The following is an 11,970-nucleotide window of genomic DNA, read 5'->3' on the forward strand; positions in this document are numbered from 1 at the left end:
CACCGAGGAGGGCATCATGGCTCGAAAAATCGCGGTGGGGGGTCTGTCGCTGGCGCTGGGGTGGACCCTGATGATGGGGGGGTGTCTGGTCGCCGATGACGAGACCGCGTTGATGGAGGCCAGCGTCGAGGATTCGGACGCTGTCCTCGTCTCCAGCGTCTCCGAGGGGGACTACGTCATCCGCTCGGTCGCCACGAACAAGTGCCTCGACGTGCCCTCGTCCAGCACCGCCGATGGCACGCGGATGCAGCAGTGGACCTGCAACGGGACCAACGCGCAAAAATTCCACGTCTCCCCGACGACCGACGGCTACTGGAAGATCGTCAACGTCAACAGCGACAAGGCCCTCGACGTGCGCGACGTGAGCACCGCGCAGAACGCCGTCATCCAGCAATGGAGTTACAGCGGCGGCGCCAATCAGCAGTGGAAGCTCGTGAATCGCGGGGGCACCCAGTTCAGCATCCACGCGCGCCACACCGACCAGGCCGTGGACCTCGCGTGGGGCGACGCCGCCGACGGGACGGACATCCTCCAGTACCCCTACGGCGGCACCGCCAACCAGCGCTGGGTCCTCGACAAGGTGAGCGGCGGTCCGTCCCCCGGCGCCCGCACGCTCAAGGTCATCAACAACTGCGCGGCGCCGATCTGGGTCGCCCACTCCACCAACGTGCAGGGCGCGCAGAACGTCAAGCTCACCCGGGGCGCCGCGTACACCTACGACGTGCCCGAAGGTGGCATCAGCGCGACCCGCTTCTGGCCGAAGACAGGGTGTGACGAGAGCGGCCGCAACTGCACGACGGGCGACAGCGTCGCGCCTTGCCCGGCCGGCGGCTGCCAGCCGCCCTTCGAGTCGAAGTTCGAGGCCACCTTCGCGGCCAAGGGGAGCACGGCGCAGACCTGGTACAACCTCAGCCAGGTCGACGGCTACACGCTGCCCTTCAAGGTCGTCCCCAGGGGCGTCGGCGCCGAGCAGGGCAGCTGCATCACCTCGGACTGCTCCGGGCTGTCGCTCTCGCAGTGCCCCGGCGACGAGGATCTCGGCAACGGCCAGTTCCCCGCGTACGCGCACCAGGATCTCCGGGTGCGCGACAGGAACGGCGTCGTGGTCGGCTGCATGGCGCCCTGCAAGAAGTGGAACTATCCGGCGCCCTGGGGCCTGGGCCAGCCGGAGAGCGCCGATCCTGGGCTCCACCTCTGCTGCCCGACGCCCATCGATCCGGCCACCGGCCAGTGCACCGCCGAGAGAGCGTGCATGACCTCGGACGCGTGCCGGAACACCGCGGACCCGCGGAGCGTGGAGCACACGGACTACGTGATCCGGATGCACCAGATGTGCCCCACCGCCTATAGCTATGCTTACGACGACGCCGCCGGTCTCCACGCCTGCTCGTCGGAGACGAGCTTCGAGGTCACCTTCTGCCCGTGATCTGCGCCTCGCCCGAGCGGGGGTGAGCTCCCTCGCTCCGGCGGCTCAAGGCCGCCCGGGCAGGCTCCCCGGGCAGCGGCCGCGCGCGACGCGCGTCAGGCAGGGCCTAGTTGCAGGCCATCGGACCGAAGCAGACCGCGGGATCCTCGGCGAAGCGACGGAAGTTGTCCGCCTCGGGGTGGCCCGGGAACGGGACATAATAGTAGACCGGCTTGTCGTCGAAGTCGGTGCCGTCGTAATAGGTCTGCCACGTCAGCACGTAGGCGACGCCGGCGCTCTTCGCCAGGTCGAGCAGGTGCTCGTTGTACCAGTCCTCGGTGAGCGCTCCCTGCCCCGCGTCCGGGAAGAGGCTCGTCACCTCGGTCGAGGAGAGCGCGACGGCGGACGCCGAGCTCAGGCCGTAGTTGGCCAGGAACTCCGTTTGCAGGCCCTGATCGAACAGGGTCTCGTACCACCGGCTCACGTGGTCCGCCGAGTAGAGCGTGAGCGGCTGGCCCGCCGCGAGCTTGCTGACCCGGTGCAGGAGGTGCAGCCGGTAGGTGCCCGTCTCGCTGAGCGCGTGCGGCTTGCCCCTGGCCTCGCCGATCGCCGCGACGGCGCTCGCCATCGCCTTCATGTCCTCGAGGTCGGCCGGGGACGCCGCCCGCTCGTACGGGTAATAGAGATCGATGCCGAGGACGTCGATGAGGTCGTCTCCCGGATACGCCTCGAGGTAGTACTCCTCCAGCATCCCGGAGGGGGGCTGGCCGTCGTGGGCGACGATCGCCTGCTGGGGCGGGCTCTCGTAGGTGGCGCCGAGCTCGGAGAGCTCCTCGAGGAGGCGCGCTCGGAGCATGTCGCGCGAGAGGCTCTCTGGATCTCTGACCTTCGCCTCGGCGGGCGTCACCGAGCTGTCGCTCAGCTTGCGCAGCTTGTCGGTCGAGTACGCGAAGATCACGTTCTCCATCCCCGGCTCGCTCCGGATGGCCTCGGCGAACGTGCGGTACGCGGCGCGGTAGGCGTCGGGGCCGGTGACAGCCTGGTCGTCGCCGAGCAGGCCCTGGCAGTTCCAGTAGGGCTGACCCCACCAGAACCACCCGCCTGTGTGCTCGTGGAACGGCCTGAGGACGACCGGCTTGCCCTCGAGCCCGTGCTCGCGGAAGAACTGGGCCACGTACTTCGCGTGGGCCACGAGCCAGTCGCGCGCCGAGATCCCGGCGTGGGTCCCCTGCTCGATCGGCACGTCGTTGGCGATCTTGCAGATGCACTTGAGGTTCTCGGGGATGTCGGCGCTGGAGCTCAGGGCTCCCGAGTAATACGTCTCGGCGTAGAACGGGGTGCCGCCGCCCTGGGCGTGGATCGGGACGCTCTGGCCGTCGACCGTGATCGTGGCGAGCGGCGTCGCGATGTCGGTCGCGAAGTCGGAGCTCGCGATGTCGTAGTTGCACGGGGGCGTGTGCCAGTCGATGGCCACCATGCCGCCCGGCTGTTCCAGCGCGTGCACCGCGCCGGCCGCGGTGACGTCGCGTCGATTCCAGGCGACCGGGTCGAAGACCATCGCGTCGAGGGAGAGGCCGAGCAGCCCGGGGTTCTCGCCCACGGTGGCGCCGGCGTCCGACGCCCAAGCCCGCTCGCCGCGGCTGGCCGGGCCCGCGAGGGTCGAGAACCAGTCGTTGGTCGACACGAACTCCATCGCGCCCGGATCGTAGAGCCCCCACAGGATGCTGTTCTCGTATCCGAACCGGAACTTGCCGGCTCGGGACGAGGTCCAGAGGTCCTCGAGGAGCTTGCCTCGTGGCGTGTCCGGAAACTCCGGCACATCGTCGGGATCGGGCGGGTTGTCATCCGGCGGGTTGTCGTCGGGCGGGTTGTCGTCGGGCGGGTTGTCGTCGGGCGGGTTGTCATCCGGCGGGTTGTCGTCGGGCGGGTTGTCCCCCGGCGGAGTGCCGTCGTTCGACGACCCGCAGGCGGCTGCCAAGCACAGAAGGAATGCGGCGCAGATGCGTGGACTGAGCTGGTTAAGATTCATCGGTTCTTCCCTGCGAAGGGTACAAGTGGCAGGGCAAGAATAAACGACTGAATCGGTTCAGTGTCAACGGCCACCTCCGGGGCGAGGTGCCGACGCCGGTCTCGTGCCGGTCTCACCCCGATCGCGCTTCGGCGCGGTATTGCGCCGCGTCATCGCCTGTCAACGGCGTGCGTGTCGAGGCAGCGTCGAGCGCCCGCGGGCGCGTGGCTGCGCGAGCGCCGTCGGCCCTCGTCGGGCATAGCGTCTTAACCGGTTCATGCATTCGGAGGTCACGGTCGGCGGCGCATCTGGGCCGCGCATCTGGGCCGCCAAGAGCGCCGAACAAAGCCGGACCGGTTCGGTGCTCCAAGGAGCGGCCCTGGCCCGGGGCTAACGGGCCTGTTCACGCCCTGAAGAAGAGGACCGCGCCGCGCGGGCCGCCTTGTGGGTCGTCGCTGCGCTCGCCGCTCAGGCGCCGGAGAAGGGTGACGACACAGCTGGAGCGGCCGTCGATCGATCCGGCGGGTGAGCGTGGGCCGGCGGGTGAGCGTGGGCCGGCGGGTGAGCGTGGGCGAGCGCGATCGACCGGCCGCCGATCAGACGCTGCCGCTCACCTTGGCCGTGCGGGTGTTCCCGTCGAGCGACGACTCGATCATGTACTGGGCTCCCTGGTAGGAGATGCTCCCGCCCTCGCCCAGGTTTCCGCCGCGCAGCACGTTGGCGGCGCTCTCGTAGAGAAGAAAGGAGGCGTGGCCGGTGGGCAGCGCGCTGGACAGCATCCAGGTGCCCTCCGCGCCGCTCGCGTCGATCACGAGGTGCTGCTGAGCGCCGGACGCGTCGATCAGCACGCCGAGCGTCGAGCCGCTCCGGTCGCGCGACGTGGCGCGGAAGTTGAGCGGAGCAGCGGTGGCGAGCAACTGGGTGGAGGCGACTGGCTTCTGGGGGATGGACATGGCGGTGTTGAACAGCTCCGTTGATGGCCGTTGCGTGCGGCCCAGGTGACGTATCTCTCCGGGATGGTCCTGCGGCCGAGCGCCCGTGGAACAGGCGCTCACGGGAGCGCGCCGGCGATCGAGCTCTTCGGCTGCCAGACGAGCCCGTTGTACTTCCGGGGAGAGCCCGAGCGGTCGAGCCGCTGAAATGTCTCACCCGTCCTGAGGTGCCGCTGCCTGTCGCGATCGAAGGGGCCACGCTGGCCGCTCGCCGGCTCGTACGTGACATCGCTCCTCCCGTGCACCTGGAAGCGCCAGCAGAGCCGTTGCTCCACGCCGTCCACCACCCGTGACAACCCCTCTTTCATGGTCTGTACCTCTCTGCGCTCAGCACGCGAGCTCACGGCGCGGAAGCAGCGGGCGCGGCGGGATCGGCGAGCGCGGCCTTCCCGTCCGACCCTCGAACAGCGCGAGCGCCTCCCCGAAGTCGGCCTCGACCTCCGCCACAACCCACGCCTCGTCCTGCTCCGAGAGCGGCGGCGCGTCCCCGGCGGAGCGGAGCGCGAACAGCGCGCTCAGCAGAAAGCGAGGCCACGAGCGCACGTCGTCAGCGGCATCGGGGAGCGCTCCCTGGGTCTCGATCAGCTCGGCGAAGCTGTCGCAGCGGCGGGCCAGGCTCCACCTCGCGCTCTTCGAGAGACCAGCGAAGGGGCCGGCGAGGCAGAGCGCCAGCGCGCGCAGGTCGGTCGGCATCCGCTCGGCGCGCGATGGCGCGTCCAGAGCAAGGCCGTCACCCAGCGCCGCGCTGCTCGGCGCGGCGGCGATGCTGGGCGTGGACGCGTGGCTCATCTCGACGTTCTCCGAAGGTGGAAGGCACGAAACGCACGTGCGCCCCACGGCTGTGCAAAAGTTGCCTCGAACGTCGCATGACGGCCGTGCCTGCCGGGTCTGGTCGATGGGCCAGACGGCATCGCCGACAACTTCACTGCGTGTGCGCAAATGTATAGCAGAAAGAAGCGCCGGGGCACCACGCTTATCGGTGAAGCGCGCGCTGATTTCGCCGGTGTGACGCTTTTTCTCGTGTTCGTTCTCGTGTTCGCGCCGTTTTCGCGCGGTGTTCGCGCCTACCCGCCGTTTCTGTGCCGTTTCCCCGCCGTTTTCACGCGGTGTTCGCGGCGCTTTCGCGCGGAGTTCGCGCCTTCGCGCCGTGCCCCTCGGGCGTCACGAGAAATGTCTCTTGCAGGCAGGGGCGCTCATCCCTCGACACCTGCGGTCCCGGTGTCCAGCCGGGCGACCTGGCGCTTCTCCGGCATCTGGAGGATGCCGACCCAGGCGAGCACGCGGATGACCTGGTAGGCCGGGTCGATCTCGAACCAGCGCACGGCGAAGCTCGGGCTCTGCGAGTACTTGTGGTGGTTGTTCTGGAAGAGCTCGCCGAGCGTCACGATGTCGAGGACCAGCGTGTTGCGCGAGTCGTCGTCGCTGTTGAAATTGCGATAGCCGTAGCGGTGGCCGCACCAGTTCACGATCGCCCCGTGGAGCGGGCCCATCGTCCAGTGGAGCGGGACGAACAGGAATTGCCACCACTGCGTGGCGAAGGCGATGTAGAAGAGCGCATACCCCGTCCCCCACGCGAGGCGGCTGACCCACGAGTTGCCGATGCGGTCGAGCGTGGGCCACTCGGGGTAGCCCCCCAGAAAGCGCGGCTCCACCTCCGCCGTTCCGTCGCAGATGGCGTCATAGCGCTTCGCGGTCGACAGCATCATGGAGACCGGCTCCGCGTAGTATCGTGGAGAGTGCGGATCCTTCGGCGTATCGCTGTACGCGTGGTGCATGCGGTGCAAGATCGCGTACGCCCGGGGCACAAGATACGAGGAGCCCTGCGTGACGTAGGTGAGTACGTGGAAGATCCGTTCCCAGCGCGTCGACATCGTGAACATCCGATGCGAGGCGTACCGGTGCAGGAAGAAGGTCTGGAAGAAGACAGAGAGTGTGGAGTGAGCGATCAGGACAGCCACGAGTTCCATGGTTCGCTTGTACATCGATTGCGGGCCGGCACGCGGTCAGCGGATGGTCATGCGCCGACAAGTCCGGAGCCGCGTTTTTCGCGCACGAACGTCCGCATCCCGCTCGATCCGTCCGTGCGGCGAGCCCGCAACAAGCGAGTTCATCGAGCGGAAACAAATCTATGCTACCAGGTGCAACGTCGCTCCTGCCCGCCATTGACGTCGCTGACGTCGCTGAGGTCGCTGAGGTCGCTGACGTCGCCGGCGTCGTGTGTGTCGCCTCCTCGGAGCGGCCTGAGCGCGGGGCCGCTGTTTCACTGGAGTTCACGACGGTTCGACGGTGGGCCGTCCTCGGCGGCGGTTCGTCCTTGACGCACTTGCGCGCTGAGTGCAGGATAGCCCAGCAAACCGTTCGAGCGTGCGTCGAAGCCTCTGTCGCGCTCGGGCTTCTGGTGCTCTCGGCGTCGTCACACGGCGCGGGCCGCGAGGGCAGGGGGCCTGCTCGTGACGTGAGCCGCGCAATCACCTCGAGGTGCACGCATGCAGATCCGCGTAGGTTACGAGCTGGTCTACGAGTTTCCACAACCCACGCCGGTGATCCTGACGCTCAGCATCCACTACTCGCGCGTATCGGATCTGGTGCGGCCCGATCATATGATCACCAGTCCGCCGACCCCGGCCCGGTCTTACCGGGACGCGTTCGGTAACTGGTGCAGCCGTATCGTCGCGCCGGCGGGGCAGCTGAGGGTCTCCACCGACGCGGTGGTGAACGACACGGGCGCTCGGGACCGCATCGTGACATCGGCCGCGCAGCACCCGGTCGATGCGCTGCCGGAGGAGACGCTGGTGTTCCTGCTGGGCAGCCGGTACTGCGAGACGGATCGCCTGTCAGAGGCGGCATGGGGCCTGTTTGGCCAGTCGCCCACCGGCTGGGGCCGCGTGCAGGCCATCTGTGATTTCGTTCACCGGCACATCACCTTCGGGTACGAGTTCGCGAGCCCCACCAAGACGGCGTGGGAGGTGTTCAACGATCGAAAGGGCGTCTGTCGAGATTTCGCGCACCTCGCGATCGCGCTCTGCCGTTGCATGAACATTCCGGCCCGGTATTGCACGGGCTACCTGGGCGACATCGGCGTGCCTCCGCCCCACGGGCCCATGGATTTCTCCGGCTGGTTCGAGGCCTATCTCGGCGGCGAGTGGCACACGTTCGACGCGCGCAACAACGTGCCTCGCATCGGGCGCGTGCTGATCGCCCGCGGGCGCGACGCCGCCGACGTGGCGATCACGACGACCTTCGGCGAGAACACGTTGAAGAGCTTCCGCGTATGGACGGATGAGATCGTCGGCTCGCTCGCCTGAGCCTGCCGGGTGTGTACAGCATGGACGACCGGGCGGTACGGCGGCGGAGTGGAGGCGCCCGGACCGCGCCGATGGGATGATTCATCGCCGGTGAGGCCGACGGCGCAACTGCCGGTTCGGGGGCAGCGTGATAGTCTGCGCGGCTATGGACAATGTACCGACGGACGGCATCGGCGGGGAAGACTGGGGACGACTGCACGTCACGCGCGCCTGCTGCGGCGCAGGCGTTTGCAGGAACTTCGCGCCTGAGCTCCTGGGCGAGGTCGCGCCCGCGCACTGGGGAGCCATGGACGGCGACGTGAAGCACCGCGGCCCCGCCGTGCTGGAGGGCACCTACGACGAGGGGTCGTTCACGGGCGTCCTGCGCCAGCCACGGAGCCAGGCCGACCTCGAGGCGGCGCGCACGGCGGTGGCCGCCTGCCCGGTCCACGCTCTGCGCCTCAAGCCGCCCGCCGTGCGCCCTCGCCCCGGCGCGCTCGGCGCCCCCTTCAGCACCTGGCCGCGCCGCATCGAGGAGGACGTCTGGGCCCTCGGCCATCCCTCGAGCGACAACGTCGGCGCCACGGCCTACTTCATCGAGCGTCCCGGCGGCAACGTGCTCGTCGACCTGCCCAAGCCGAATGAGGCCATCTTCCGCTTCCTCGAGGAGCACGGCGGCGTGCGGTGGATCTTCATCACCCACGGCGACAACACCGCGCACCACGCCGAGTTCGCGGCCCGCTTCCCCGGCTGCCGCCGCATCCTCGGCTTCGCGGACGTGAGCGCGAGCGGCGGCCCGTACAGCGCGATCACCACCGACGTGGAGATCCAGCTCCCCGATCGCCCCGGGCCCATGACCCTCGAGGGCGCGCCGCTCGCCGACGCCGAGCTCGCCGGCGCCGAGCTCGCCGTGCTCTCCCAGCCCGGCCACACCGCGGGCTCGATGTGCCTGCTGTACCGCGGCCGCTTCCTGTTCACCGGCGACCACCTCGCCTACTCGCGCCGCCTCGGCCGGATGGTCGCGTTCCGGCTCCAGTGCTGGGGCGACTGGGAGCGCCAGATCCACTCCGTGCGTCGCCTGGCCGTCCTGGCGGAGGCGGGCCGCCTCCGCTTCGCGTGGCTCCTGCCCAGCCATGGCGAGTGGCACCGCTTCGAGGGCGACGGCGGCGCTCCCGCGACGGCGGCCGAGCTGCGGCGCGCGCTCGCCTGGATGGAGCGGCAGGCGCCTGGCAACATGCCGCTCGCCCGGTTCATCCCGTGGGTGCAGAGCCGCACGCAGCCCCGCGGCCGTCTCGCCCGCGCGATGCGCGCGATCGGCGGCGAGGGCCCGGGGAGCGAGGCGTGGGTGCTGCCGCGCGCCGTCCGCCCGTACCTGCCCGATTACCGGCCGGAGAAGGTCGCCCCAGCCCTGATCCGCGCCTCCGTGGTCGCGACGAGCGCGCTCGGCGCTGCTGCGTCCGCCGTCTGGCTCGCCGCGCGCGCGGCGGGGGCGATCCTGAAGAGAAGGGCGTGAAGCGGGCCCGGGAGCGCGAGCTCCTCGTTCAGCCGCTCGCGCTCCCGTCTGCGTCCTGGCGCAGCAGATATCGTGTGTCGGGGTTCTCCCGGCGCCAGATCACGTTATCCATGAAGTAGTGGTGAATGTTCACGAACACGTAGACGGCCGCGAAGTACGGCGTCGGGCCCAGGCCGGCCATCGTCTCATCGTCGCTCGCGCCCAGCACCAGCGCGCCGTCGAGGAGCGCGGGCGCGCCGCGGAACACGACCCATCCGAGGCCGACGGCGGACGCGGCCAGGAGGCCGAGGCGCAGGCCGGTCGGCCTCCCGAACAGCGGCGGGCCCTCGGCGTCGCGCGCCTCGCTCCGCTTCAGGAGCCAGACGAAGTACAGATACTGGATGGAGTGCAGCGCCGGGATCACGTACATCATGAGCCGGTCGAGGCTCGAGTACACGGTCCAGAGCCACACCGTGATGAGGAACCCCGAGAGCGGCCCGAGCGGCGGTAGCCGCCGCTCCGCTCGCCACCTTCGCGCGAGCACCCAGAGCAGCGCGAGCACGCTCAGCGCGAAGGCCGCGCGGGTGACGGGCTCGAGGGCAGGCGGGTGCGTGAGCGACGTGTAGATCACGCCCTTCTCCTCGAGCTCCCTGCCCGGATCGGCCGGGCTCGCCCACGCATAGGCCCAGGCCGCGAAGCAGTGCGAGAGGACCACCTTGCGCTCCAGCGGGCTGAACCGGAACCCGCGCCGCGCCGACAGCACCGTCAAGACGCCGAACCCCTGCTTCACGTAGTGCCAGCCCACCAGGAGAAACATGAGCTGGATCATGAAGCCCATTGTCCGCGCGGAGCCGGTCGCGAGCGCGCAGGTCGCCCACGCGAGCAGCGCGAGCGGGACGAGGAGCCCGGCGACGAGGTAGCGGGCCCGCTGCGCCGGGGCGAGCGCGCCGCCGGACGCGCGGCGCCGCGCGTCCTTGTAGAACAGGAGGTACGTGACCGCGAAGTGAGGATCGTTGATCACGGTCGCGGCGTGGAACGTCAGGAAGCCGAGCGCGAGCTCCGACGCGTCGAGCCCGACGGCCCTGCGGAGCAGCCACGCGAGCGGAAAGAGCGCGAGCGTCGCGCCCCCGACGAGCAGGAACTCCATGAGGCGGGCCCGAAGGCCCTCTCGGCGCGGCGCCGCGACCGGGACTGGCAGCGTCGCGCTCGCGCTGGTCATGCGCCGAGGCTACCACACAGGGGCGCATCCCATCCTTCTATCCAAGCTTGCACGAACGCTCGCCCGGCGCGCACGCGGGAGCCGGCGCGCACGCGGGAGCCGGCGCGCACGCGGGAGGTGGGCCTCGCGCTGCCGCCGCCCGCGCTCGTCCGCGCGGGAGGACGCCGCGCTCTGGAGGCGGACTGCCGTCATCGGCGCTTCAGCGCATACGCGATGCCGCCTTGCAAGGTCCCCTCCGTGATCAGGCCCCGGAGGTCGATGTCGAGCTCGATCAGCGTCCGCGCGATCGCGGGCTGGATGCCGGTGAGCACGACGTCGGCGCCGAGCAACCCGGCCGCGCGCGCGGCCTGCACCAGCATCTCGGCGACCGACACGTCGACCGCCTTGACGCCGGTGATATCTATGATCGCGATGCGGGCCGAGTGTCTCTCGACGCCCTGGAGCAGCGTCTCGATGATCCCGCTCGCCCGCGCGCTGTCGAAGAAGCCGATGAGCGGCATGACGAGGACGCCCTCGGCGATCGGCAGGAGCGGCGTGACGAGCTCCCGTATCGTGTCCTGCTGCGCCGCGATGAGCTCGTCCCGCGCCGCCTCCCGCTCGCGCTCCGCCGCCTTGACGCGCGTGATGTCGACGGAGACACCGGCCACCGCGCCCTCCCGGATGCCCTCGCCCCAGACCGGGAACTTGATGGTGTAAAACGTCCTCTCGCCCTCGGCGTGCGGGACGGGATCCTCGGCCTCGAACGGGGCGCCGTTCTTGCGCACGAGCTCGTCGACGTCGCTGTAAATCGCCGCGACTTCCGGTGGAAAGAAGTCCTTGTCGGTCTTCCCGAGCATGCTGCCCGGGGCTGCCCCGACGATCTCCTCCAGCGAGCGGCTCACCAGGAGAAAGGCGCCGTCCCGGTCCTTCGCATACAGGAGGACCGGTGCATGGTCGCAGAACGTCGCGAGCAGCGCCTCGCTCCGGTGGAGGCGCTGCTCGCGGCGCCGCCGCTCGGTCACGTCCTCGGCCGACAGGAAGATCTCGCGCGCGGCGCCGTCCGCGCCCCGCGCGAAGACCTCGGCGCGGACGGCGAAGAGCCGCTCGCCCTCTCCGCGGCCGTACGCCCGCAGCTCGGCCTCGACGACCTCGCCGTCTCGCGCCTCCTTCAGCTGCTCGGCGCGCGCGGCGAGCCCGGCGAGGTCGTCCGGATGAATCCGGGCCGCGAGCGCCTCGACGCCGCGCATCGCGAGCTCCTCGTCGGTGCAACCGAGCGCGCGGGCGAGGGCGGCGTTGTGCGCGGTGAGGCGCCTCTCGGTCATGTCGACGACGCACAGGATCGCCGGCGCCGCGTCGAGCATCCGCTGGGCGCGCCCGTCGCTCGCCCCGCGCGGCTCCTTGGCCATCGTCTCCTTCATCCCGGCACGGCCTTGTTCATTACGGCTCCTGACCAGGCCGGGCGGCGGCAAACCCGCGGGCCCGAGCTCGATGCATGATAGCCACTGGCCGCGGCGCGCGCGCGACGGAATCGACGATGGCGCCGCGCATCCTTGTCGAGGACGCCTGGCGCGGCGCGCCAGCCTGCTCCGCG

10 protein-coding genes are annotated in these 11,970 nt (G+C 70.0%); 3 read left to right on the forward strand and 7 right to left on the reverse strand.

What is annotated here, in order from left to right:
* Positions 1–16 precede the first annotated feature (16 nt).
* Positions 17–1,426, forward strand: a complete 1,410-nt coding sequence (locus WME75_RS04880; RefSeq protein WP_437486917.1) for an RICIN domain-containing protein — start codon at positions 17–19, stop codon at positions 1,424–1,426.
* Positions 1,427–1,532: 106 nt separating this feature from the next.
* On the opposite strand, the gene WME75_RS04885 is transcribed toward WME75_RS04880, so the two are convergent.
* The 5 genes from WME75_RS04885 to WME75_RS04905 all read right to left on the reverse strand — a co-directional run bounded on the left by WME75_RS04885 (position 1,533) and on the right by WME75_RS04905 (position 6,372).
* Entirely contained in the window at positions 1,533–3,383 is a 1,851-nt protein-coding gene (locus WME75_RS04885; RefSeq protein ID WP_437486918.1) for a glycosyl hydrolase, read from the reverse strand.
* Between the two features lie 626 nt (positions 3,384–4,009).
* Positions 4,010–4,366, reverse strand: a complete 357-nt coding sequence (locus tag WME75_RS04890; protein WP_437486920.1) for a hypothetical protein — start codon at positions 4,364–4,366, stop codon at positions 4,010–4,012.
* A 98-nt stretch (positions 4,367–4,464) separates the two neighbouring features.
* Positions 4,465–4,713, reverse strand: a complete 249-nt coding sequence (locus tag WME75_RS04895) for a hypothetical protein (RefSeq protein WP_437486922.1) — start codon at positions 4,711–4,713, stop codon at positions 4,465–4,467.
* Between the two features lie 19 nt (positions 4,714–4,732).
* Positions 4,733–5,194, reverse strand: a complete 462-nt coding sequence (locus WME75_RS04900; protein ID WP_437486923.1) for a hypothetical protein — start codon at positions 5,192–5,194, stop codon at positions 4,733–4,735.
* 404 nt (positions 5,195–5,598) lie between these two features.
* Positions 5,599–6,372, reverse strand: a complete 774-nt coding sequence (locus WME75_RS04905; protein ID WP_437486925.1) for an acyl-CoA desaturase — start codon at positions 6,370–6,372, stop codon at positions 5,599–5,601.
* A 519-nt stretch (positions 6,373–6,891) separates the two neighbouring features.
* Between WME75_RS04905 and WME75_RS04910 the strand changes: the two genes are divergently transcribed.
* Both WME75_RS04910 and WME75_RS04915 read left to right on the forward strand, forming a co-directional pair.
* Positions 6,892–7,710, forward strand: coding sequence for a transglutaminase domain-containing protein (locus WME75_RS04910; RefSeq protein WP_437486927.1), 819 nt, complete (start codon positions 6,892–6,894; stop codon positions 7,708–7,710).
* Between the two features lie 145 nt (positions 7,711–7,855).
* Positions 7,856–9,202, forward strand: a complete 1,347-nt coding sequence (locus WME75_RS04915) for an MBL fold metallo-hydrolase (RefSeq protein WP_437486929.1) — start codon at positions 7,856–7,858, stop codon at positions 9,200–9,202.
* A gap of 28 nt (positions 9,203–9,230) precedes the next feature.
* Here the strand turns inward: WME75_RS04915 and WME75_RS04920 are convergent, their stop codons facing one another.
* Together WME75_RS04920 and WME75_RS04925 are read right to left on the reverse strand one after the other, a co-directional pair.
* Positions 9,231–10,400 (reverse strand): hypothetical protein, encoded by a 1,170-nt coding sequence (locus WME75_RS04920; protein ID WP_437486931.1) that lies wholly within the window; start codon positions 10,398–10,400, stop codon positions 9,231–9,233.
* Between the two features lie 188 nt (positions 10,401–10,588).
* A complete protein-coding gene (locus WME75_RS04925; RefSeq protein ID WP_437486933.1) occupies positions 10,589–11,797 on the reverse strand; it encodes a PAS domain-containing protein in 1,209 nt (402 codons plus the stop codon).
* Positions 11,798–11,970 lie beyond the last annotated feature (173 nt).

It is taken from the genome of Sorangium sp. So ce1014 (genome assembly GCF_051521505.1).
Taxonomy (GTDB): Bacteria; Myxococcota_A; Polyangia; order Polyangiales; family Polyangiaceae; genus Sorangium.